This is a genomic window from Streptococcus infantis, from assembly GCF_047463615.1.
Taxonomy (GTDB): domain Bacteria; phylum Bacillota; class Bacilli; order Lactobacillales; family Streptococcaceae; genus Streptococcus; species Streptococcus infantis_X.
Window position 1 is genome coordinate 93,488 of sequence record NZ_JASHDO010000004.1, and the last position, 23,563, is coordinate 117,050.

At 40.3% G+C, this 23,563-nt stretch carries 25 protein-coding genes and 1 pseudogene; 8 read left to right on the forward strand and 18 right to left on the reverse strand.

Going from position 1 to position 23,563, the window contains the following annotated elements; translation table 11 throughout:
- Positions 1 to 11 precede the first annotated feature (11 nt).
- Both QM874_RS05460 and QM874_RS05465 read right to left on the reverse strand, forming a co-directional pair.
- Positions 12 to 1,211, reverse strand: coding sequence for an ABC transporter permease (locus tag QM874_RS05460; protein ID WP_414316524.1), 1,200 nt, complete (start codon positions 1,209 to 1,211; stop codon positions 12 to 14).
- The gene (locus QM874_RS05465) at positions 1,208 to 2,101 is read right to left on the reverse strand and encodes an ABC transporter ATP-binding protein (protein WP_414316525.1); all 894 of its coding nucleotides are present in this window, start codon (positions 2,099 to 2,101) and stop codon (positions 1,208 to 1,210) included. Before QM874_RS05465 ends, QM874_RS05460 begins: the two co-directional genes overlap by 4 nt.
- Before the next feature lie 328 nt (positions 2,102 to 2,429).
- Between QM874_RS05465 and QM874_RS05470 the strand changes: the two genes are divergently transcribed.
- Positions 2,430 to 3,335, forward strand: a complete 906-nt coding sequence (locus QM874_RS05470) for an alpha/beta fold hydrolase (protein ID WP_414316526.1) — start codon at positions 2,430 to 2,432, stop codon at positions 3,333 to 3,335.
- A gap of 119 nt (positions 3,336 to 3,454) precedes the next feature.
- Here QM874_RS05470 and pheT read toward each other — a convergent pair whose 3' ends face one another.
- The 5 genes from pheT to QM874_RS05495 all read right to left on the reverse strand — a co-directional run bounded on the left by pheT (position 3,455) and on the right by QM874_RS05495 (position 9,545).
- The gene (pheT, locus tag QM874_RS05475) at positions 3,455 to 5,860 is read right to left on the reverse strand and encodes a phenylalanine--tRNA ligase subunit beta (RefSeq protein ID WP_414316527.1); all 2,406 of its coding nucleotides are present in this window, start codon (positions 5,858 to 5,860) and stop codon (positions 3,455 to 3,457) included.
- A 130-nt stretch (positions 5,861 to 5,990) separates the two neighbouring features.
- The gene (gene pheS / locus QM874_RS05480) at positions 5,991 to 7,037 is read right to left on the reverse strand and encodes a phenylalanine--tRNA ligase subunit alpha (protein ID WP_414316577.1); all 1,047 of its coding nucleotides are present in this window, start codon (positions 7,035 to 7,037) and stop codon (positions 5,991 to 5,993) included.
- A 278-nt stretch (positions 7,038 to 7,315) separates the two neighbouring features.
- Positions 7,316 to 8,032 carry an LD-carboxypeptidase LdcB/DacB gene (ldcB, locus tag QM874_RS05485; protein WP_414316528.1) on the reverse strand — a complete coding sequence of 239 codons (717 nt, stop codon included), beginning with the start codon at positions 8,030 to 8,032 and terminating at the stop codon, positions 7,316 to 7,318.
- A gap of 3 nt (positions 8,033 to 8,035) precedes the next feature.
- Positions 8,036 to 8,506: an HIT family protein gene (locus QM874_RS05490; protein ID WP_414316578.1), complete on the reverse strand. Its 471-nt coding sequence runs from the start codon at positions 8,504 to 8,506 to the stop codon at positions 8,036 to 8,038.
- Between the two features lies 1 nt (position 8,507).
- On the reverse strand, positions 8,508 to 9,545 hold the full coding sequence (locus tag QM874_RS05495; protein WP_414316529.1) for a M42 family metallopeptidase: 1,038 nt from the start codon (positions 9,543 to 9,545) through the stop codon (positions 8,508 to 8,510).
- A gap of 134 nt (positions 9,546 to 9,679) precedes the next feature.
- Between QM874_RS05495 and QM874_RS05500 the strand changes: the two genes are divergently transcribed.
- Positions 9,680 to 10,204: a DUF1307 domain-containing protein gene (locus tag QM874_RS05500; protein WP_414316530.1), complete on the forward strand. Its 525-nt coding sequence runs from the start codon at positions 9,680 to 9,682 to the stop codon at positions 10,202 to 10,204.
- A gap of 44 nt (positions 10,205 to 10,248) precedes the next feature.
- On the opposite strand, the gene brnQ is transcribed toward QM874_RS05500, so the two are convergent.
- From brnQ to QM874_RS05530, 6 genes are all read right to left on the reverse strand, one after another.
- Positions 10,249 to 11,574, reverse strand: a complete 1,326-nt coding sequence (brnQ, locus tag QM874_RS05505) for a branched-chain amino acid transport system II carrier protein (protein WP_414316531.1) — start codon at positions 11,572 to 11,574, stop codon at positions 10,249 to 10,251.
- Positions 11,575 to 11,731: 157 nt separating this feature from the next.
- Positions 11,732 to 12,013, reverse strand: a complete 282-nt coding sequence (locus tag QM874_RS05510; protein ID WP_414316532.1) for a rhodanese-like domain-containing protein — start codon at positions 12,011 to 12,013, stop codon at positions 11,732 to 11,734.
- Between the two features lie 2 nt (positions 12,014 to 12,015).
- On the reverse strand, positions 12,016 to 12,600 hold the full coding sequence (locus tag QM874_RS05515) for a uracil-DNA glycosylase family protein (protein WP_414316533.1): 585 nt from the start codon (positions 12,598 to 12,600) through the stop codon (positions 12,016 to 12,018).
- A 52-nt stretch (positions 12,601 to 12,652) separates the two neighbouring features.
- Positions 12,653 to 14,053, reverse strand: a complete 1,401-nt coding sequence (pepV, locus tag QM874_RS05520; RefSeq protein ID WP_414316534.1) for a dipeptidase PepV — start codon at positions 14,051 to 14,053, stop codon at positions 12,653 to 12,655.
- 9 nt (positions 14,054 to 14,062) lie between these two features.
- On the reverse strand, positions 14,063 to 14,668 hold the full coding sequence (locus QM874_RS05525) for a nitroreductase family protein (RefSeq protein ID WP_414316535.1): 606 nt from the start codon (positions 14,666 to 14,668) through the stop codon (positions 14,063 to 14,065).
- Between the two features lie 349 nt (positions 14,669 to 15,017).
- A complete protein-coding gene (locus QM874_RS05530; protein WP_414316536.1) occupies positions 15,018 to 15,518 on the reverse strand; it encodes a hypothetical protein in 501 nt (166 codons plus the stop codon).
- Positions 15,519 to 15,655: 137 nt separating this feature from the next.
- On the opposite strand from QM874_RS05530, the pseudogene QM874_RS05535 reads away from it, so the two are divergent.
- Positions 15,656 to 15,880, forward strand: a pseudogene (locus QM874_RS05535) (amino acid ABC transporter substrate-binding protein); the annotation flags it as partial.
- 217 nt (positions 15,881 to 16,097) lie between these two features.
- On the opposite strand, the gene QM874_RS05540 reads toward QM874_RS05535, so the two are convergent.
- The gene (locus tag QM874_RS05540) at positions 16,098 to 16,931 is read right to left on the reverse strand and encodes a metallophosphoesterase family protein (protein ID WP_414316537.1); all 834 of its coding nucleotides are present in this window, start codon (positions 16,929 to 16,931) and stop codon (positions 16,098 to 16,100) included.
- A gap of 217 nt (positions 16,932 to 17,148) precedes the next feature.
- Between QM874_RS05540 and QM874_RS05545 the strand changes: the two genes are divergently transcribed.
- The 5 genes from QM874_RS05545 (at position 17,149) to QM874_RS05565 (ending at position 19,251) form a co-directional block, all read left to right on the forward strand.
- The gene (locus QM874_RS05545; RefSeq protein WP_001082470.1) at positions 17,149 to 17,343 is read left to right on the forward strand and encodes a helix-turn-helix transcriptional regulator; all 195 of its coding nucleotides are present in this window, start codon (positions 17,149 to 17,151) and stop codon (positions 17,341 to 17,343) included.
- Between the two features lie 14 nt (positions 17,344 to 17,357).
- A complete protein-coding gene (locus QM874_RS05550; RefSeq protein ID WP_414316538.1) occupies positions 17,358 to 17,900 on the forward strand; it encodes a DUF3278 domain-containing protein in 543 nt (180 codons plus the stop codon).
- Between the two features lie 10 nt (positions 17,901 to 17,910).
- Positions 17,911 to 18,237 (forward strand): hypothetical protein, encoded by a 327-nt coding sequence (locus QM874_RS05555; RefSeq protein WP_414316539.1) that lies wholly within the window; start codon positions 17,911 to 17,913, stop codon positions 18,235 to 18,237.
- Between the two features lie 26 nt (positions 18,238 to 18,263).
- Entirely contained in the window at positions 18,264 to 18,803 is a 540-nt protein-coding gene (locus QM874_RS05560; protein ID WP_414316540.1) for a DUF3278 domain-containing protein, read from the forward strand.
- 145 nt (positions 18,804 to 18,948) lie between these two features.
- Complete coding sequence (locus QM874_RS05565) at positions 18,949 to 19,251, forward strand: hypothetical protein (RefSeq protein WP_414316541.1); 303 nt, start codon at positions 18,949 to 18,951, stop codon at positions 19,249 to 19,251.
- A gap of 179 nt (positions 19,252 to 19,430) precedes the next feature.
- On the opposite strand, the gene QM874_RS05570 is transcribed toward QM874_RS05565, so the two are convergent.
- The 4 genes from QM874_RS05570 to QM874_RS05585 all read right to left on the reverse strand — a co-directional run bounded on the left by QM874_RS05570 (position 19,431) and on the right by QM874_RS05585 (position 23,467).
- Positions 19,431 to 20,327 carry a TDT family transporter gene (locus QM874_RS05570; protein WP_414316542.1) on the reverse strand — a complete coding sequence of 299 codons (897 nt, stop codon included), beginning with the start codon at positions 20,325 to 20,327 and terminating at the stop codon, positions 19,431 to 19,433.
- A 108-nt stretch (positions 20,328 to 20,435) separates the two neighbouring features.
- Positions 20,436 to 21,500, reverse strand: a complete 1,065-nt coding sequence (locus QM874_RS05575; RefSeq protein WP_045763586.1) for an acyl-CoA dehydrogenase family protein — start codon at positions 21,498 to 21,500, stop codon at positions 20,436 to 20,438.
- Positions 21,501 to 21,514: 14 nt separating this feature from the next.
- Complete coding sequence (locus QM874_RS05580) at positions 21,515 to 22,063, reverse strand: carboxymuconolactone decarboxylase family protein (protein WP_414316543.1); 549 nt, start codon at positions 22,061 to 22,063, stop codon at positions 21,515 to 21,517.
- A 225-nt stretch (positions 22,064 to 22,288) separates the two neighbouring features.
- Entirely contained in the window at positions 22,289 to 23,467 is a 1,179-nt protein-coding gene (locus QM874_RS05585; protein WP_414316544.1) for a ryptide export MFS transporter, read from the reverse strand.
- Positions 23,468 to 23,563: the final 96 nt, after the last annotated feature.

The window sequence follows — 23,563 nt, forward strand, 5'->3', positions numbered from 1 at the left end:
AGACTCCTCTTTTAGTGATAGCTTAAAGCTCGTTTAAAGGTTTTCCAAATACCTAAATCATCCGTTTGAAGGACCAGACTAGCATACATCCGTCCGATAAAGATGGTTGCAGCTACCGCAAAAGCAATCGTAATCATAAGTGAAATCCAAGCTTCCAAACCATTTGCATAGCCATTGATAGCTCTAAAAGGCATAAAGAAGGTCGAAATGAAAGGAATATAAGAACCGATTTTCAAAATCAAATTGTCTCCTGCAGCGCCTAGGGCAGTAACGCCAACAAAACCAGCTATTATCAAAATCATCAATGGCGATAAGGCCTTTCCTGCATCTTCAGGGCGGGAAACCATAGAACCTAAGAAGGCTGCCAAGACTACATACATGAAAAGACTGACTAAGACAAATAACAAGGTATTGATCGAAAAGGCTTCTCCCAAGTGATTCAGAATACCTGAATTAGCCAAGATAGGCATATCCTTAAAGAATAAGATAGCTCCAAGTCCGCCTACAACATAAATCCCAATATGACTTAAAATGACTAGGAGCAAGGCGATCATGCGAGCGTAGAAGTAATGGCTGGCACGAATACTTGAGAAGACCACTTCCATGATTTTAGTCCCTTTCTCACTGGCTACTTCTTGAGCAGTGACACTAGCGTAAGTAATCAAAATCATATAAAGGAAGAAGCCCAGTCCTGCAGCCGCAAAGGTTTGGACCATCTTTTTATTTTCTTTTGACTCATCAATTTTCTCAGTAAATTGGACAGTTTGTTCCAAGCGTTTTGTCTGTTCTTGTGACAGATTTGCTGCTGAACGGTTGAGTTGGGCTTGAAGGTCATTTAACTTGCTCGTTACTGCTAACTTGATGCCACTTTCAAGAGAGGTTTCGCCATGATAGACTGCCTTAAGGACACTATCTTCTTGGTCAATCATCAGATAGCCTTTTATTTTTTCATCCTTGATGGCTTCTTGGGCACTCGCTTCGTCCTTATAGTCAAAGTTAAGACCATTGGTCGATTTAAGTTCTTCTGTAACAAGAGGAACAGAACTAACTACTGCTACCTTACTATTTTGAGCTAAGGAAGAACCTTGGAGAACACCAATTCCTCCAGATAGACCTAAAAAGAGGAAAGGCGAAATCACCATAAAGAAGAAACTCCACGACTTGACATGTCTTAGATAGGTTTCTTTGATTACAACCCACATATTTCTCATACTTCCACCCCTGATTCTAATTTAAAGATTTCATCGATTGTTGGAGCTTGTTGATCAAAGGTCGCGATATATTGACCTTGGGTCAAGATTGGGAAGAGTTCTCTACCTGCACTTTCATCATCTAAAATCAACTTCCAACTACCTTGCTTGGTCAAGCTAACCTGTTTGACATGAGGAAGGCTCTCCAGTTCTTCCTTGCTTCGGTCACTTGAAACAAAAAGTCGTGTTTTGCCGTATTGATTGCGGACTTCTTGAACCGGTCCATACAAGACCACACGCCCATCACGAATCATGAGGATATCATCACAAAGTTCTTCGACATTGGTCATGACATGGTCGGAAAAGATAATGGTCGCGCCACGTTCTTTTTCTTTCAAGATAACCCGCTTAAGAAGTTCGGTATTAACTGGATCCAAGCCACTAAAAGGCTCATCTAGGATAATCAAATCTGGTTCATGAATCAAAGTGATAATCAACTGAATCTTCTGTTGATTTCCTTTTGAGAGACTCTTAATCTTGTCCGTCAGTTTCCCCTTGACTTCCAGTTTTTCCATCCATTGAGGGAGTTTTTCTTTGATTTCCTTAGCGTCCATTCCTTTTAAAGTCGCCAAATAACGAACTTGTTCAAGGACTGTCAATTTAGGCATAAGACTGCGTTCTTCAGGGAGATAACCAATGCGAGCATAGGTCTCCTGACGAATGTCTTGACCATCAAGCTCAATCTCCCCTTGATAGTCTAAAAATTTCAAAATACTGTGAAAAATAGTTGTTTTCCCAGCTCCATTTTTCCCGACTAGTCCCAAAATACGCCCTGGTCGTGCTTGAAAGGCAACACCAAACAAAACTTGCTTAGGCCCAAAACTTTTCTCTAGATTTCTTACTTCGAGCATTATCCACCTCCGAAATTTATTGCACTCATTATACTCCTTTTTGATAGCATTTACAATGATTTATGTACATTTTTAAATCATGACTTTTAAGAAGGGAGTTTACTGGATAGGAACTTTATTGGCTCATCACCAAGCATTTTAATCCTCCAGATTTTAAGTGATAAATTTATTATACTCATTTCTTGATAAATCCGTTGGCTATGTCCTCAAATGTTCATTTTCAGTCCTGAATTGTTACTAGTAATCTTCATTATCCTGCCTAGCTTATCGTGCTATTTTATGGTATATTTTTGATAGACTATAGATTATCATAGGCAAGGAATCTGATATGAAAAAAAGACTTAAACTCGAACCAAACAACAATAACTTAATCATTTGGGAAGCTGAACAGCCAAAAGCCGTTCTTCAGCTTGTACATGGAATGGTAGAGTACGTGGAGCGATATGAAGAATTTGCTCTAGCCATGAATAAAGAAGGCTTTACTGTTATCGGCCATGATCATCTCGGCCATGGTCATACTGCTCAAAATCCAAGTCAACTCGGAGTCTTTCCTGAATCTCCCGAGGAACTCATCGATGATATTGAAAGAGTGACCTCTTTTATTCAAGAAAGCTATCCAGGATTTCCAATCGTCCTTCTAGGGCATTCTATGGGTTCTCTTATGTGTCGCTATTATGTAGCTAAACGAAAACCACCTATCAATGCCTTGATTATCATGGCGACTGGTCAACAACCTCAGTTTCTAACTCGATTTGCTCTCATCCTAACAGAATGCATCCGACTTATAAAAGGGAATAAACACCGTAGTAAACTCTTGACTTATCTATCAACTGATAGCTTTAATCGAACTATTAAAAATCCTAAAACATCTGTCGATTGGCTCTCAAAAAATGAAGAATCCAACCAAGCTTATCTGAAGGATCCATTATGTCAATTCATACCTACTATTCCTATGTACAGATCCATTTTTTACTTCTCTAACCAAGTAGCTAGTAAACAAGTGATTGATGAGATCCCAGCCCAACTTCCTATTCTCGTTATTTCGGGACAAGAAGACCCTCTAGGTGAAAATGGCAAAGGTATAGAGAGATTTGTAAAACTCCTAAAGGCTTCACATTCGAAAGTAAGCCTCCGATTAGTTGAAGAGGCTCGTCACGAAATTCTGAACGAAATCAATCGACATGATACTTACCACTTCTTAGCTGATTGGATGACAAAAAATACCGATGTTTGATCATCTTGTAACAGTATTAAAAAGGAGTTGTTTCCCCGTCAATTTGATTCAATCATCAGGCTAAAGCTTGATGATTTTTTCTACTAAAAAATCCATCCCTCAGGATGGATTTTAGACTTTTAACGCACTTCTGCATTCACTTTTTCTTCAAGTGAAGCTTGGATTTTTTCCATATAGCGTGCGACCTCTTCGTCTGTCAAGCTATCTTCTGGATTTTGGAAAGTCAAGCTATAAGCCATTGACTTCATACCGATACCCAGTTTTTCACCTGAGAATACGTCAAAGAGTTTGATGTCTGTCAAACGTTTCACGCCCGCAGATTTGATAGCATCAACTACATCTTGGTGAGTTACTTCTGCCTTGAGGAGAAGGGCGATATCACGGCTGACTGCTGGGAATTTAGTAATTTCCACAAATGGAGCCACTGGTTGAAGGGCTTCTTCAATAGCTGAAAGGTTAAGCTCAGCTACATAAGTTTCTGGAATATCGTAAGCTTTAGCTGTAACAGGATGTACTTGACCGAGGAAACCAAGGACTTGGTCACCGAGTGAAATCAAGGCTGTACGTCCTGGGTGAAGACTAGCAATTTCAGAGGTTGCTGTATAAGTCACTTCAAGACCCAAACGAGCAAAGAGGGCTTCAAGGATTCCCTTAGCATAGAAGAAATCAACTGGAACTGCTGCAGTTTGGAAGTCTTTTTCAGCGACTAAGCCAGTCAAGGCAAAGGCAAAGCTGTTAATTTCATTTGGCAAGTCTTCTTTTGGATTACCAGTTTGTTCAAAGATTTTTCCAATCTCATAAAGAGCCAAGTTTTTATTCTTACGTGCTACGTTGTAGGCAACTGTATCCAAAATACCTGAAACCATATTTTGACGGAGAACTGAACGGTCCACAGTCATTGGCCACATCAATTCTGTCAAATGACTTGGCTGAATCGTAAATTCAACCGCTTTTTCAGGAGTTGTTAGAGCGTAGGTGATGATTTCTGTCAAGCCTGCTCCTTCTGCAATGGTACGAACTTGACGACGGAGTTTTTGTGTCGCAGTCAATTCACCTGCTGTCCCATCGTCTTTTGGAAGACTAGTTGGCAAGCGATCATAGCCATAGATACGAGCGATTTCTTCAAAGAGGTCCGCTTCTATAGTGATATCCCAACGACGACGAGGGACGCTGACAGTGAAGGCTTCTGCATTTCCAGAAAGACCGAAGCCAAGGCGACGGAAGACATCTTCAACATCAGCAAATGAAAGCTCTGTACCGAGGACACGGTTGACATCAGCAAGAGTTGAAGAAACTTCCACATCAGAAGTGTCAAGCTGGCCTGCTGAAACAATACCTTTACGAACAGTTGCTCCTGCAAGTTCAGCAATCATGCTGGCTGCCGCATCAAGGGCTTCATTGACTGTTGCCACGTTGATGCCTTTTTCAAAGCGAGAAGATGATTCAGAACGAAGGTTGAGACGACCACTAGTCTTACGGATCGATTTACCATTGAAGACAGCAGCTTCAAGGACGACACGACTAGACTTTTCAGAGATTTCTGTTGCTTGACCACCCATGACACCTGCAAGGGCAACTGGTTTATCAGCGACAGTGATGACGAGGTCATTTGTTTCCAACTCACGTTCTTCCCCATCCAAGGTCACTAATTTCTCACCAGCACGCGCTTCACGGACACGGATGTCAGTCCCTTCAAAGGTATCCAAGTCAAAGGCATGCATTGGTTGACCAAAGTAAAGCAAGATATAGTTGGTCACGTCGACGACATTATTAATCGGACGGATGCCTTCGTTCATGAGGAGGTTTTGCAACCATTGCGGACTTGGTGCAATCGTCACATTGTCCAAGATACGGGCAGCATAGTAAGGCGCCTTATCTGTATCAATGCTGACAGAAAGAGCGTCTGCTGCAGCTTGGTCTGTTTCTGTTAAACTGAATTCCTTAAAGTTGACTGCCTTGTCATAGATAGCTGCTACTTCGTGCGCTACCCCACGCATAGAAAGAGCGTCTGCACGGTTAGGCGTGATAGAAAGTTCAATAATATCATCATCCAAGTCTAAATAAGAGAAGACTTCATCCCCAGGAACAGCATCTTGAGGCAAGATTTGGATCCCATCTGCAAATTCCTTAGGTACAACGGAGTCAGAAATCCCTAATTCACCAAGTGAGCAGATCATTCCGAGTGATTCCAAACCACGGATTTTTCCTTTTTTGATTTTGTAGTTGTCAGCGATGCGAGCACCTGGAAGAGCCACCATAACCTTGATGCCTGCACGTACATTTGGTGCACCACAAACGATTTGACGGGCTTCTTCTTCGCCAACGTTAATCTGACAAACATGGAGGTGAGTTTCTGGCACGTCTTCACAAGACAAGACCTCACCGACGACAATTTTTGAGAGACCAGCAGCAGGTGATTCCACACCTTCTACTTCGATCCCTGTGGTTGACATTTTTTCAGCCAACTCTTGTGATGGCACATCAATGTCCACCAATTCTTTTAACCATTTATAAGATACTAACATAATTCTGATTGTAAGATCCCAGTAAAAGAGACCTTTTCAATTCCTTTCTTTTTCTTTGAGGCAGTCCTCACCATTTCTCATTGAGAGAAGATGATTAGTACAGTATAGGACTGTGTTTCAGGTTTCAATCTTATTTAAACTGTTCTGAGAAGCGGACATCGCCTTGGTAGAATCCACGAATATCATTAATTCCGTAACGAAGCATAGCTACACGCTCTTGACCAAGACCAAAGGCAAAACCAGAGTATACAGTTGCATCGATCCCACTCATCTCAAGGACTCGTGGGTGAACCATACCGGCACCCATAATCTCAATCCAACCCGTTTTCTTACATACGTTACAGCCGTCTCCTCCACACTTGAAGCATGAAACGTCAACCTCAACAGATGGCTCAGTGAATGGGAAGTAAGATGGACGCAAACGAATCTGACGTTCCTCACCGAACATTTTTTGCACAATCAACTGAAGCGTTCCTTGAAGGTCAGCCATAGAGATATTTTTCCCAACAACCAAACCTTCGATTTGATGGAACTGGTGACTGTGGGTTGCATCGTCTGTATCACGACGGAATACTCGCCCTGGTGAGATCATTTTCAAAGGACCTTTAGAGAAGTCATGAGCATCCATGGCACGCGCCTGAACTGGAGATGTGTGGGTACGGAGCAAGATTTCTTCTGTGATGTAGAAAGTGTCCTGCATATCACGGGCTGGGTGGTCTTTTGGAAGATTCATACGTTCAAAGTTGTAGTAGTCTTGCTCCACTTCAAATCCATCCACAACTTGGTAACCCATACCGATGAAGATATCTTCGATTTCTTCACTAGTTTGTGTAAGAACATGACGGTGACCAGTCGCAACTGGGCGACCTGGAAGCGTCACATCAATGCTCTCGCTAGCCAGTTGAGCTGCAACTTTCTTTTCTTCCAAAAACTTAGCTGTTTCTTCAAAGGCTGCTGTTAAGACATCACGCGCTTCATTGACGTGTTTCCCGATAATTGGACGCATCTCAGCGGAGACATCTTTCATCCCTTTCAGGATTTCAGTAAGGGAACCTTTTTTCCCAAGGACTGAGACACGCAATTCTTGCATCTCTTTTTCATTTTCAGCAGAAATCTGCTTTAAGCTAGCCAGCGTTTCTTCACGAAGCGCTTTTAATTGTTCTTCAATAGTTGACATAATTCCTCCATCAGTCTCTCGTAGATAAAAAGAAAACCACATGCCAAAAACTCCATACTCGGAGCGTTGACACGCGGTACCATCCGTTTTCATCTGACAAGTCAGACCTTTATTTCTGAATCCATAGGCAAGTGAATTCACCCAGCTTTCATATAGAGAGCTTTCAGTCACGGCTCTCCTCCCTGATATACTTCCCCTGAGATACTAGTCTTGCAGATTCCTATTTAATTACTAAATATTTTATCAAATTTCAAGCATTCTTGCAAGGTATTTTGCGACTAATCAACATAGTCTCCACCTTCAAAGCCATAATACTCTTCCAAACTGAGGCCACTTGCAGCGATTTCTTTGGCTTCTTTACCAACATAGCGAAGGTGCCATTCCTCAGCCATATAACCCGTTTCTTTTTCCTTACCTTTGAGGTAACGAACGACAAAACCATAGTCTGCAGCATGATCTAAAAGCCATTGGGCAGCTTTTTCTTCTGTCACTAAATCTCCATCTGTGCCGATAAGGTCGAAAGCAAGACCAGTTTGGTGTTCACTATATCCAGGTCGTGCAGAATAGCGGTCAGCCTCTGCCTTTCCGTCTTGGTTGACATAGTCCTGATAAAGTTGAGTTTGAGTTTCATAACTTCTGAAACCACTATAGTGGTCACTGATTGGGAAACCTGCTTCCTGCATGGCAGCAATAAGCTTCAACAACTCCGCCTTTGCTGTAGGATTTTCTCCAGGATTATAGTCCTTAGACAAGGGATAATGTTTATTAGCGATAACAATCTCATCGTACTTGCCTTGAACGCTATAGTAATCTCCTTTATTAACTACTTCTGCCTTTTTCTGGCTTGCTTCCTGAGATTTACTACCGACCGTTCCTTCTTGGACGGTTTTTTCTCCAGTTGAAGTCTGAGTTTCTGAAGTTGCCGGCTTTCCTTGTGAACAAGCCGCTAATGTCAAGGCTAATAAGCTTGACAAGACAAGGTATCTTTTTTTCATAGTCTATCCTTTCATTTCAATCATCTGGTCCAAAGTTTCAGATAAGGTTTCAACCAAACCTTCTAATTTGCTTCCCTTAACCTGATATTCTTCAGCGACCATTTCTTCCCAAGGAACCCACCAAACTGGACCACGACCACTAAGACCGTGTCCCTTCATATCACCCTCTCGTCTAGGGAAAATATGCCAGTGAGCGTGAGCATCTCCATTTCCTAACAACTCTACATTCATCTTTTGAGCAGAAAAGGCCTTAGAGACAGCTTCCTGAACTAGGCTCATTTCCTCTAAAAAGCGAAGTTTGACACTTGGATGTAGATGGTGTAATTCTGTGACATGTTCCTTGGCTAGAAAGAGCGTGTAGCCTTCAAAGTACTGGTGATCCCCAATAACAACATAGCCTGTTTCCAGTTCTTTTACAAAGTAGGGATTGTCACCTGACTTAATCAATTCAATTCGATCACAAATCAAGCACATCTTAGTCCACCAAGTCACTCTTGAGATAAGCATCTACCATACGCTCAGTAGCCACTACAGAATCGATATGAGTACGCTCGTAAGAGTGGCTAGACTCAATACCAGCTCCTAGAAGGGCATGCTTGACCTCTGCTCCAGCTGACATGGCTGCAGAAGCATCCGAACCGTAAAATGGATAGATGTCTAATTTAAACGGGATGTCTTGCTCTTTTGCTAGAGCAACCAGATGTTGGCGGAACTCGTAGTGATACGGTCCAGAAGCATCTTTGACACAGATAGAGACTGTGTACTCATCTGTCTGCTGGTCATCTCCCATCGCTCCCATGTCTACTGCAAGATACTCAACAACCTGACTAGGAATGCTTGAGTTAGCACCATGCCCCACTTCTTCAAAGACTGAGAAGGCAAAATGCGTAGTAACAGGAAGCTCAATCCCTTCTTCTTTGTATACTTTGAGGAGATTGAGGAGAATAGCTGCACTGACCTTGTCATCCAAATGACGAGACTTGATAAAGCCTGTCTCAGTCACGATTGTTCGAGGGTCAAAGCTGATAAAATCTCCAACTTCAATCCCGAGTGCGCGTGTTTCCTTATCATTGGTTACTTTTTCGTCCAAACGTACTTCCATATTGTCCTGCGTGCGTTCCGCAGTTCCTGCGTCCTTGTATACATGACAAGAAGTCTGGTGGATCAAAATGGTACCTGAAATAGTCTTACCTGTACTAGCTACATGAACTGTACAGTTTTCGCCTTCAATCATATTCCAAGGATAACCACCGATACGGTCCATTTTAAGACGACCATCTGGTTTAACAGCGCGAACGATAGCTCCCAAGGTATCCACATGGGCGGTCACATAACGCTGTTGCTCGTCATTTTTACCTTTGACAGTAACGTTGACACCACCTTTGGCAGTACGGATTGGTTGATAACCTAGTTTTTCAAGAGTCTCAACCAAATAATTCGTAATCTCACGTGTGAAACCAGTTGGGGATGCGATAGCAGTTAGTTCTTTGATATATTCTACAGTTTGATTCATTTCTTCACCTCTTGCTACCATTATATCACTTTTCCCATTTTAGTATGTGTAAAAAGGAACGACACCTAATACTTTGATTCCAAAAAATGGCTGTGCTATAATGATATTAGATTTATGATGAAAGGAAAAGAGACATGAAGAAATATTTCAAAGCTAGCCTCTGCCTAGTTCTATCTTTGCTTGTCTTGTTGGGATGTTCCAAACAATCAACAACTACTTCCTCTAGCCCTAATAAGGAGGAAAAAACCACGCTTGAAAACTCAGAAACAAAAGCTGAGGTAAAAACTGCTACCTTTGTCAATGATACTCGTCCTGGCTTTACTTCTACCCTGACTTATAGTGTTGAAGGAGACAAAGTATTGAAACAATCAGGTCATAATATCTATGATCCAGAATCTTACAACAAAACACCAGAAGAACTTAAAACCTTGGTTGAAGAAACCTACAAAGGCTATAATGGCATCCAGGGTGTTCGCCAGACTATTGAAATTCAAGATGGGAAAGTCGTTCAAGATGCAGAATTTGACTTTACAGTCGCTGATATTGATGAACTCAGAAAAGCCTTCCCTAAAGAATATGCTGGGGTTGGGAAAACGATCAGTTTTGCTGCTTCTAAAAAATTGCTAACTGAACTCGGATTTACTGAAAAAACCGACTAAGATTTATAGAATATAAAAACCTTGGCCCAATAGCCAAGGCATTTTTATTCCATTTCAAAAGTTTCGCTTTCTTGTTTGTTAGGAAGGACAAGAGAAAGTAAAATTCCGATAATCGCTGGTACCAACCAAGGCAATGAAGCCTTAGCAAATGGCAGAGCATTCACAATATTGGCAAGGAAGGTCACTTCAAATGAACTTCCCAAGACGCTAGCTATGGCAATAGCTGTTACCAGTCCCATCGTCAATTGCATGCCTGGTTTTGAAAGTGGTACAAACTTGTTCACAATCACAATCATAACAATCACAATGGTAATTGGATACAAGATAACTAGGACAGGGATAGAATATTTGATGATTGCATCAAGACCAAGGTTAGCAATTGCAAAACCAATCAAGGTAAAGACAGTCGCATAAACCTTATAGCTGATTTGTGGGAAACGTCCGTTAAAGAATTCCGCAGTTGAAACAATCAACCCTACAGTCGTTGTGAAGCAGGTTACTGTTACCATGGCTGCTAGGAATAATTGAGCTGTTGAACCAAAGATTTCTTGGGTCGCTTGTGACAAGATATAAACCCCTGGAGTTCCACCCTTCATCGCTTCTTCTGTCATTGGGAAGTGATTTCCAAGGAAACCTAGGCCAATGTATAGAGCACTAAAGCCAAGTGCTACGACAATTCCGACTACCCAAATGGTTGAGATATATTCTTTTTTACTTGAAAATCCAAGTTGTTTCAAGGTTTGAACCGCGATTACACTGAAGGCAACAGAGGCAAGAGCATCTAGAGTATTATATCCTTCAAGGAATCCTGCTCCAAATGCTGAAGCTTGATAAGCTGCTGTAGCTGCTTGTGGAGTATTTCCACCATATTTGAAGGCTCCAAGGATTACCAAGATGATAATCAAGAGGGCAAAAACTGGAGTCAAAATACGACCGATACGATCCAAAATCTTTGAAGGATTCAGCGCGATTAGGTATGCTGCAACAAAGTAGATAAGAGTAAAGACAATCAAGCCTAGACCTTTGTCTGCATCTGCCAGTAGGGGACTAATCCCTACTGCATAAGAAGTTGTTGCAGTACGTGGAATGGCAAAGAATGGACCAATCGACAAGTACAAAACTGCTAGATAAATCGTCGCAAACCAAGGGGAAATCTTTTTAGAAATCTCATAGATATAGCCCTTAGGATTTAAGGTCCCGATGATCAAGGTCAAGACGGCAAGTCCGACACCTGAAAGTACAAATCCTGCAATGGCAGGGAGAAAGTGTTCCCCAGATTGAGCACCTAGGGTAGGGGGGAAAATCAAATTACCCGCACCAAAAAATATTCCAAACAGGAGTAATCCTGTTAAAGCACCTTTTTTAGCCATAAACTCTCCTTATAAAAAATAAAATACTTACATAGTATACCATGATTGAAAGCATGAAAAGGCTGTCACAAAATAAATCTAAAATGTTTTCAATTTTCTGAATGTTTTACTCTAAAAATTCCTAGGAGAAAACTATCTTCCCCTAGGAATTTAAGTATTATTCAAAAGCATCCATACCTGCAGGGACATTGATGACATCATAGCCCTTTTCTGTTAAAAATTGACAGGCATGGGCTGAACGGATACCAGACTTACAAATGACATAGTAGGTTTGATTTTTATCCAAGACCTCATAGGTATCAGATAAAGAACTCAAGGGAAGGTTTTGAGCACTTTCTATATGAACTTGCTTAAACTCTACTTCTTCTCTCACATCAATAATGGTCGAACAGCCATTCTGGCACAGTTTATAAAAGTCCTCAAAAGCGATTTCTTTCATCTCTATTCTCCAATTATTTTCTTTACTCTCTTTTTCAATTCAAGCAAGACTTCTGACTCAAACCAAGGATTTTTGGCCATCCAGATTTGATTTCGTGGTGATGGGTGGATCAGAGGGAAAAATTCTGGTAAGTAATCCTGATAGTGACGAACCCGATCTGTTACCTTGCCACTAACTTTCTCATGTAAATAGTAAGCTTGGGCATACTGCCCTATCAAGAGGGTTAATTGAATATCTGGTAATTCATGTAATAACTGTGAGTGCCACTTTTCTGCAAAACCTGGACGAGGCGGAAGATCACCCGACTTGCCATGCCCTGGAAAATAGAAATCCATGGGCATGACTGCAAAATAACCTGACTTGTAAAAAGTATTCTCATCCACACCTAACCAGTCTCGCAAGCGATCCCCGCTTTTATCCTTCCAGTAAAGTCCAGCTTCTTGTGTTTTGAGACCAGGCGCTTGACCAATGATATTGATACGAGCCGTTTTTGGTGCTGCAAAGAGAGGCTCGATACCTTGCTCAGTATAATGTTGATTTTGTGGATCTTCCATGATAGCTTGTTTGATTCTTTCGATTTGAGACATCTATTTTCCCTCCAAAAAGAAGCCCAAGAGTGAATCTCAGACTTCTATAGCATTATTTGATCAATTCATAGATAGCTTCTGCATAAATTGCTGCTGCTCGGAAGAGATCGTCCAAGGCGATAAATTCATTGGCTTGGTGCATAGTATCGATAGAATCTGGGAACATAGCACCGTAGGCTACACCACGCTCTAAGAGACGTCCGAAAGTTCCGCCTCCGATAACTTGCTCATGACCTTGAAGACCTGTTTGTTTTTCATAAACATTTAACAAGGTTTGGACAAGCGGATCTTCCATTGGTACATAGTGAGGTGTGTGACCATGTTCAGACAAGCTAACAGAAACAACTGGTAAGTTTTCAAGAACTGACTTGATCTGCTCTGGGCTTGTTCCTTTTGGATAACGGAAGTTAAGGGCAATCGTATTGTCAGCACTTGCTTCGTCGAAACGGAAGACACCAGCATTCATGGAAAGGGCACCCATTTTTTCATCCACATGAGCCACTTTCAAGTTTTTGCCTTCATGGTCATTCAAAAGAATCTTACCAGCAATATCGAGGTAGTCTTTTGCAGGTCCTTCAAAAGCAAATTGGCTAAGGAAGAGAGCAAGGTAAGTCGCACCATTGACACCTGAAGCAGGCATAGCACCATGAGCTGATTTACCAATTACAGTCACCTTGTACTGACCGTCTTCTTCTTGGATTTCTCCTCTGAGTTTGTGCTCTGCAACGAAGGCGTCTAGTTTCCCTTCCAAGTCAGCTAAGTCACCTGAAACGACTGCAGTTGCTGACTCTGGCACCATGTTTTCGCGTAAGCCACCTGTGAAGCTGTGAAGACGAGCAGCACCTGCATTTTCACCTGCAAAGTGAAGGTATTCTGTGATGTTTCCTTTTTCACCATTGATGATAGGGAATTCAGCATCTGGAGAGAAACCAAAGTCTGGTTTTGCAAGTCCTACATGTTCAAAGTAGTAGTCCATATCTGCCCAACCTGACTCTTCGTCAGTTCCGACGATGAAACGAACTTTCTTAGAAGTTGGAAGTCCCAATTCTTTGATGATTTTCAAACCATAGTAACATGCTGTAGTTGGCCCCTTGTCATCAGAAGCACCACGCGCATAAAGACGACCATCTTTGATAGTTGGAGTGTAAGGGTCAGTGTCCCAACCACTACCTGCTGGCACTACGTCCATATGGGCAAAGATTCCGAGAACTTCTTCTCCTTGACCAAACTCGAAATGACCTGCATAGTTGTCAACATTTTTTGTTGGGTAGCCATCACGGTCTGCGATTTCAAGGAATTTCTCCAAGGCTTTTACTGGCCCAGGTCCAAATGGATGCTGCGCATCAGCCTTACTGTCATCACGTTCTGAGTTAATTTCCAAAAGGCTAAACAAGTCAGCCAAGAGGTCTTCTTTACGTTTTTCTACTTCTGCTGTATAATCAATAACTGTCATTTTTACTTCCTATCTTTTCTCGATAATTTCATCTACTGGCAAGCGGTAGCTTGGTTCCAACTTCTCATCTGTGTATCCTACTGTAATCAAAAGTTCTGGACGGAAACGTTCTTCGATTTCCAAAACTTCATTGGCTTTTGATTTGTCAAAACCAAGGATAATGTTTGAACCAATTCCCTGGTCAGTCAAAGCAAGGACCAAGTTCATAGCTACTAACCCTGCATTAAGGGCCAAGTAGTCGCTGACTTGTTGTTCATTGTAGCGCGCAAATTCTGCTGGAAGATTTTTCATAAAGTACTGAAGCTGTTCTTCTGAGAAGTTATTTGCTCCACCAACACGGGCAATCTTGCGAGCACGTTTAGCTAGGTTAGTATCTGTAAACAAGGCAATGGTCACCGGTGCAGATGCTACTTGCTCAAAGTTTGAACCGTAAGCCAATTTTGCTAATTCAGCATTTCTCTCACGAACCACCACAAATTTCCATGGTTGGCTGTTGTGGGCGCTTGGTGCCAAGGTTGCGATTTCGATAGCCGTACGCACATCTTTAGGATCAACTGGTTTGTCGATAAAATGCTTAGTCGCATGACGTTTTTTATTTAATTCAAGAAATTTCATAATCGATTTCCTTTTCTATTTCTACTGCTTCCATTTTACCATATTTTGAAAGAGCTTGCAGAGTTTTTTCATAATGTAGAGATCTTTATCCCAACTCTTAATCAGGAATTACATACTTTTCGATTTAGTTGCTAGCTATAGTAAAAATTTTTTGCACAAGAAAAAGAGGCTGCGACAAAAGTCCTAGCCTCTTTTTGATGTTGGATTGTCGAGCAAGACGCAGTGGTTGAGTGGGCTCTACTACGCTGATTTCATCAGCTTTTACAGCCCTACTCAACTGTGCGGAGGTGGGACGACGAAATTGAATTCTAACGAATTACCGATTTCTGTCCCACTCTCTTTACTCATATTATTGCCCTGATACAACTTTACTTGCAGCCTCAATCGCTTGTGTCATAGCATCACGTGCAGTCTTCAACTGTTGGAGAAAGACAGTACGTGATTCTTCTGGCATTTCTGTATCGTCAGAACCTGCGCTTGACAAGCCATCATTAAATGCTTTTCTTGAAGTCTCTAGTGAGTTAAGAGCAGGCTCTACTTGTTGTTTATAAACATCTTTTTCAGCCTCAGGAACTTTGTCACCGATTTCTTCAACAAATTTCTTATAGTTGTCAATCAACTTACCAAAAAGAGTTTTCATATCTCCAATTGTTTTAGCCTTGTCGATTTCTTCGTCTGTTAGAAGAGTAACTTCAGATGTGTTTGTCTTTGAGTTATCTGTTTTTGATGAAGCTGATGTTTGTTCAGTCGAGCTTGAAGCTTTACTTGCAGAATCAGAAGATTTATTTCCACAAGCTGCTAAAGTTACAACTGATAAGAGCACAAGGCTCGCAGTAAGAAGTTTTTTCATGACTATCTCCTTTAAATAGTTTTATGATACCTATATTTTAAAATAAAATAATTTTATTGTCAAATTTTTACCGAATTATTGAAGCTAAAAAGCTCATTAAGTTCACTATTTTTAAAATCTATATTAAATTTATCGAAAATGTTCAAAAAATTATCCAAGACCGTTGTTTAAACTTGAATGTAGTTGACTTGGAAAGCAATGATAATCCAAACAACTACATTATCTTCGCAAGCGACCAAAAAGAATTTAAAGAGCAATTTGACAATGTTCTCAAAGAACTCTACCAAGATGGAACCCTTGAAAAAGTCAGCAAAACCTATCTAGGGAGTTCTTACCTACCGGATCAATCTCAATTACAATAAGAAATATTAAAAGATAGTGGGACAGAAATCGGTAATTCGTTAGAATTCGATTTCGTCGTCCCACCTCCGCACAGTTGAGTAGGGCTGTAAAAGCTGATGAAATCAGCGTAGTAGAGCCCACTCAACCACTGCGTCTTGCTCGACAATCCAACATCAAAAAGAGGCTAGGACTTTTGTCCCAGACTCTTTATTTAGTATTTGTTAGTTAAATCAACTCTTACAAAAAATCAAAATAATTTTTCACATCCTCTACATAACCATGCTTTTCAATTAAACTAGCTAACAAATCTCTATTATGGCCTTGATAGTTGTCCTCACGTCGTAATTCCTCATACATTTCGATAAAGGGAAGGCCTTTGGTCTTAGCTGATTCTAGCTCTGCTTCATAGTCATAGGCAACTTTTCGAAATTGGATATTGACCAATTCACCATTTTCAAGCTCAAGTAAGGTATACTGGGCTCGGTGATTTTTCAGCCCTTTCCAGTCAAAATAAGGCATACCAATCGAACCTGGATTGATGATTTGTTGGCCTTGGCTACCATAACGTAGGAGCTGTTTATGGACATGCCCATAGACAGCAACATCAGTAGTTTCATCAAGTAGCTGGTCAAATTTTTCAGTATTATTTTCAACCAGTAAATCTCTACCATAGTTTTTCTCAGGCAAATTATGAGAAAGTGAGAAGCGCAAGCCTTCGATTTCTTTCTTGGCTATCATAGGTAGCTTTCTCAACCAATCAATATGCTCGGGGTTTAGGCGCTCCATCAGATACTGAGTCATCCTGAGAAACTGAATTTCTTCGGGATCTTCTAAACCAAATTGCCCATCTAAAGCCTCTAAGACACAATCATCCCAGTTGCCTCGAACCGATGCTGTAAGTGGTAGGTCTTTCAAAAGAGCCACCAAGTCATTTGCTCCCGGCCCAGGTAGAAAAATATCTCCCAAAAGCCAATATTCAGTCGCTCCCAAATTTTTTGCGTCCTCAAGCACTCCAGCTAAGGCCGTCGTATTGCCATGAATATCTGATAAAATTGCAATCTTATGGTTCATTTTCTGCTCCTTCTTTAGTAGATAGCTTTCAGTCTATCCAATTCACTCTTATAATTCTGTACTTTTCTTCATTATAACATAAAATCGCTAGAAGATTTTATAATGGAAATATTTTCATCAACTTTCTCTTAAAAATATGTCAAAAATAGTTGACATTTTATTTTCAAAAGAATATACTATAGTCAAATATATGTGACATAAATAAAAAGGAGGAAGCATGAATCGTGTAAAAGAATTCCGCAAGGAACTGGGCATTTCCCAACTCGAGCTCGCCAAGGATATCGGTGTCTCGAGACAAACCATCAACATGATTGAGAACGACAAGTACAATCCGACCCTGGAACTTTGTCTCAATCTCGCTCGAAGCCTCCAAACTGACCTCAACAGTCTCTTTTGGGAGGACGATTTTTAAAAAGGAGAAGAAAAATGAAAAAAGAACCCCTCAATGAAAAACTGATCAAACGCATCTATGGCATTTCAGGCCCCCTTGATGAACACAAACGGCGCGAAGCTGAGCACATCGGAAATAAAATCTTTATGATTCTCTTTTACCTCATGACTTTAGGCAATCTTATTCCCTTTGTCCTTGCTTTTAGATATCCCCAAGTAGTCGCTTTTGGATATCCAATCATTATCTTTCTAATTTCCATGGTTTGTGCTATCTATGTCACTAGTCAAACTAAAAAAACTGGTATTGCTGCTATCGATCCTGATATGTTGAGCCAGAAGGAAAAGAAACAGTTACGTAATCCTGGTCTTAAAGCTGGACTTTTCTATGGAGTCTTTATGTTCTTTGGCATGCCACTTCTCAATATCCTAATGGATGATAGCAAAAGCTATCTTACCGCTCTTTTGCATACAAGAAGTATTTTGTCAACCATCGTTGCAGCCTTCTTTTTCGGATTAACAGTCCATATTGTCGTCACTCTTCGCATTCAAAAAGCCAAGGAAGATCAGGACGACGATTAGGAGGTGCCCTATGAAATCACTAGTAACTTTACTTACCTATCATCTTTTGTTTGCTTCACTGCTCATCTTCATCATCGTTTCAGGGAACTTGCCAATCTACGATATAGTTCTCCTTCCAGTCTTTGTTCCAGCACTCAACAAAGGACTGACTTATCTAAAGATCGACTCCCAAAAAACGCGCATACTCAACTTAGCACTATTCTTTATGATTCTATCCTTACCACAACTGACGCTCATTTCAAGCAATTGGAAATATTATCTATTGCTAACTATCGCTAGCCTTTCTTCTACCACTTATCTTTATTATCTCTATCAATTCGTAAAAGAAACAAAGTAAAATCATTCATTTAGGAGAAATCACCCATGAAAAAAGAAGACTTAACAACTCGCTTACTTCGAAATTTCTTTCATATACAAGGGCCTTTTGATGAATGCCGTCAAGAGGTCATCTACAAGGCTTGCGCCCGTTCCATGGTCCAAATCTTTTACTCTTCCTTCTTTCTCTTCCTGTTCTATCTTTTGTTTGGACGCTTTATAGAAATTGTTCGAAATGTTATGCCCTACATCTATTTTGGACTCATTTTGTTCATGAGTATAAAAGCTCAAAGAGCCGTCCAAGAGCTTCATCTTGAAAAGGATGACAAATCAGAAATCATCTACAAAACCTACAGCAAACACCAAATAAAAGTTCGTAGTTGGTTGGTATTTATAAGTATCGAGATTGGCTTATTTGCCCTGCTACTCTTTCATAAACTCTTCGTTCAGCAGATACCTCTATCAACTTTCTTGGAAAAAATCATCCAAACAGAGATAATGATTCCTTTACTTGTCTTTGGTCTTAGTATTGGAGCCATCTTTGGGACTATGGTCTACAGCTTTTTATCACTACATAAGGAAAAATAAGAAACTGCATTGTTTGTTTTTGAAGTTTCGGCATATGTTGTGACGGTAAGACAAAGCAGAGTTAGAGAGGTAGTTATAAATAAAATAAGTTTTTCATAGTATTTCTCCTTTATTTTTTGTATGATTATATCAGAATATTTTAAAAATGAAGGGATTTTCTATGGAAAGTGATGTGTTTTTTGATTATTTTTTAAAATCACTTAGGTTTTATTTTGGCGATAGGTGTGAGGATTTTGGATTTATAAAGTTTTTTAAAGATGAAAACAATAGTTTTATTACCATAGAGGATTATGCTTTAGAAGCATTAGTAGTATTGTCAAATATTTTGAGTAAGAAGAGAATTGGATTTTCTTGTGGAATTATTCATAGTAAGGGGAAAGTTACTGGAGTAGAAGTATGTATGAATGTATTAGAGTTAGAAAGATTAAATAATTTGTACAAGATATAGTTTTGAAGCATATTAAAAAACATAAGGGAAACTGTCTATGTAGGATGTGTGGAGTTGATAGTATCAATGTTTCCTAGTTTTAGAGCTGTGTTGTTTCTAATGCTTCCAAAACACATTTCACAAGCTAAATATATGACAAAAGCAACCCCCCTAACACTTCTCAGTGCTAGGGGGTTCTTTTATCTTTTTACATAGTGGTTATAGCCAATCAATACATAGATCAGGATTGTCAAACAGATGAAAGTTTCTAACCAGACGAAAAGGTTTAGGATTGGAATCTGCAAAACTCCTTGGGCCATTTTCAATGAAGTTGCAGTGATGATAGTCGGGAAGGTTAGAGCTGAAAAAGCTGGTTGAAATCCCTGTTTTAAAATCCTTGGCAAACGACTGAGGACAAAGAAAAAGAAAGTCTGTGAGGCAAGGATCATGACTAGCAAAATCCAGCCATGAAGAGCTGATCCTCCGATTCGAACGAGTGCTGCTAACAGTAGAGAAAAGGGAGCACAATAGATTCCTTCTTGCCCCAGTAAAGCCCGTGGCAATGGATTACTTTTCAAATCTTGATAAATCAGAGGATAAAGGAAAAGGGTTAAGGTAAAGCCAAAAATCCAAGCGCCATAGGCAATTTCGACTATACCCACCACTGGGTAGGTCAAGCTTGCTACTGCTATCCCCACATAAAGAACTGTCCAACTTGGCGTTGCTTTCGTTCTTGGTTTAGTCTGCACATAATTTTTAGTGAAGTAGATGATTAACCCTACATCCAGTAGAAAGGCAAACCACCAAAGAGCTTGTGCTATGATAACCATACTCGTAGGTAAGATTCGCAGTAAGTAGGTTGATAAAATCATCCCTGCCATGGGAAAGGTCGCCATTCCCGATAATAGAGGAGCTTTCTTAAGTTCTTGCTGGCTCTCTTGCCAATCACTAAGATGACTGTATAAAAAATAAAACCATAAAATCAAGCCTGACAAACTAAAGACATGCGATAATAATGGAAAAATATCCAGAATGAGATTGCCTGCACCAGCCAATCCCAATAAGCACCCTGAAAAGGCCAAGGGGAGTTTTTTCATGTGAACCTCCAATAGTCATGTTATTATCAGTATAGCATAAAAGCGCTTAAATGAAGTATTAAAAAACGAAGTTTAAAAAGATAAACCTCGTTTTTATTTTCTTTATTTTTAGTTTGTCGCTAGAATATGTCGCAATTGCACAGCACTAGGAGAAACAATTGGTAAAAAGGCACCTTCATTCCAACGACGTATGAAACCGGATGTCGATTTACTAAAGTATCCTCTACCGCCACCAGCTTGTAGTTCTAATAAGAGACTTTGGGCAACGACATCAACAATATCAATCCGTAACTGGAATAGCTCACGCGGATTTTTAACGAAATAGGACTCCTCAGATAGTCCTTGATAGAGAGAATGTCGAATATCATCTAACTGTTCGACCTGATGCTGCCATTCTTCCTTCAAGACACCTCGTTTCCCCAATTCTTTTTCGACTTCTGAGAGTGAACGTTCAGCTAAGCCAAAGGCTAGACCAAATTGGTAGCCTAAAAAGGCTGGACGGTTTTGCGCTAAAAATTGATGAGCATCCTTGGATAGAATCCACTCTTCCTTTAAAGGGACCTTGTTAAAAGTCAGAGCTGCTGTATTCCCTCCTTGGAGAGAGACAAATTCCAAATCTTCGGAACGACTAAAGTTTTCTGCGTCCGATGGTACGGCTACTACATAACTTGTACTCGGATCATCTGCAAATCCTGCTACAAAAATAGTGAGGAAGCGATCCTTACGAGCATTGGTTACCCAAGGAAGTCGTCCTTTTAGGTAATAATTTCCATTTTCTTCAAGGATACGAACATTTAGTTCCTCTAAGTCAGATAGATACTTGACCGCATTAGATAAGGCCGTAGCACCTGCATATTCTCCTGATAAGAGTTTTTCCAAGTAAACTTCTTTGAAATAAGCATTATCAGTATGAAGAATATTGTCTATTAAAGTTCGTTGCCCCCATGAGATGAAGGAGGCTGTTAAGGAATGTTGAGCGAGTTCTGCAAGGATATCGATAACATCTTGGTCACTTCCACCTAGCCCTCCAAGAACTTTTGGTACTCCTACACGAAAGGCACCTTCTGCAGCAATTTTCTCAATCAACTCTTCTCCAGCTTGACATGATTTTTTGTCAATTTCATCGGCGTGCTGGTCTAACCAGCTTAAAAATTCTTCTGAAAAAAATCCCATACTTTGCCCTCCTCTTATGCATAAGGTTGTAATTCTGGATTAATCGGTGTGTTAGCTAGGTTGTTAGCATAGTTACAAAGACTTGCTAAACTGACACCGAGAACAACATCCAAGGCATTTTCTTGTGTATAGCCTGCTTCAAGGAATTCTCCAAGAGCTTCATCTCCTACGCGCCCTTTGGTATTGATAACTGCCAAGGTAAACTTAGCTAGGGTATCCAGCTTAGGATCGCTTTCAATCGGAGTGCGATTGCGAAGGGCTTGGAGTAGGTCATCATTCATCTGGATTTGCTTGATAGAAAAGGCTGTGTGACCAGCAACGCAAAAGGCACAACCATTGGTTACAGCTGCAGTGATTTGTACCACTTCGCGCTCTACAGGTGTTAGACTATTGCGACGGTTAATAGCTCCAACAGCTCTGTAAGCTTCTAGGGCTGTTGGGGCATTGGCCAAAAGACCGATAAGATTTGGAATATAGCCATTGTTATCCTTTTGTACTGTTTCAAGAACTTCTTTCACTTCTGCTGGTGCTGATTCTACTGTGTGGATAGTAAATGTTGTCATAAGGGGACCTCTTTTCGTTTTGTAATTGAATGGTTTCTGCGAAAATCTTACGAAATCTCATCAGCCTATTGAACAAATCCTTGCCTTGATTGATGACTCATTAGCTTTTCGTTGACAATAAGTCTAACACAGAATCTATACCTTGCATAATATATATTTTAAATTGCACTGATAAAAAATTTTTATGAAAACAAAAAAATCACACCAGATGTGTGATCATAACTGTTAATTTATCTGATGCTTGTTGCTTAAAACTAAGACGGACTCTACTAGCAAGCAGAATATAGCCAGGCCAAAACCAGTAAATACACCAAAATATTCTGTGATAGAACTCATTAGAAAAACAGAGGCAGAAAAGGCCAATGTAGAGACAACTTCGATAACGGAGTAAACATTCACAAGTTCCTTCTCATCAACCGATTCCTGTAAAAATACGCTCTCAGGAACTTCCTTAATCTGAGATAGAAAACCAATTACTAGAGATAGGAGTAGGAAAATAAGTGGATTTGGAAATAACACTATCAACAGAGTTACTAGTGCTGTCGCTAACAAAGAAAATGTCATAGTTTGATACTTATAGGTAACAACTTTCTCGGCTAGACGGAAGATAATAGCTCCTCCCAAGATAATCCCCAAGGAATAGGCTGTATTGACGTAGCCCCAATAGCTTTCTGACTGGTGTAAAATTTCAGTCACAAAAACAAGTAAAACAGATGAGACCCAGATAGCATTGGCTAGAATTTCTAAAAGATTAGCCTGGACAATAAAGCGTAATCTTGATTTTTTAACCACCAGTCTCCAACCTTTTGTTAGTGTCTCAAGACTTGTTTCAGAGGACACCTCTTCTTTTTCTACAAGTGGTAAACCGAACATCAAAATCGTAGAAATTGTAAACAATGCTAACACAATGAGCAGGCTAGGCTTCATTCCCAGACTCGCAAATAAGAAGCCTCCTAAGCCCCAACCAACGAGTTGCACACTTTCTCCACTCATAGAAATGGCTGCATTCGCTTTAGCTAAATCTCTTGCATAGCGTGGAACAATCGCATAGGAAACAGGTGCTGCAAAACCATCCAAAATGGAGATTAAAGTGACAATATCATATAAAAGAGGGAGGGAAATAGTTTCAGATTGCTTGAGTAGAAAAACCAAAATCGCTAGCAGAATCGTCTTACAAAATTGAGTCAAGAAAAGAACACGATTTAAAGCTAATCTCTTCGTTACTAATGGAACTAAGAAACTGGCTAAAAAGGAGGATAGACCAATCAGAATTGGCACTAGGGAGGTTGAAATGACCGAACCAGATAAGACAAACACATTCGCAATCACAACAACTCTAAAAAAGACATCTGCTAGATTCGCTATTCCTTGTGAAATCACTAATTTTTGAATATCTTTTGACATAAACACCTCCCGTTTATTTCTCTTTCGCATATAGATGGAGCAAGACATATCCGAACAAAAACAGATTTATGCTGACTATTATACACTAAATAAAAG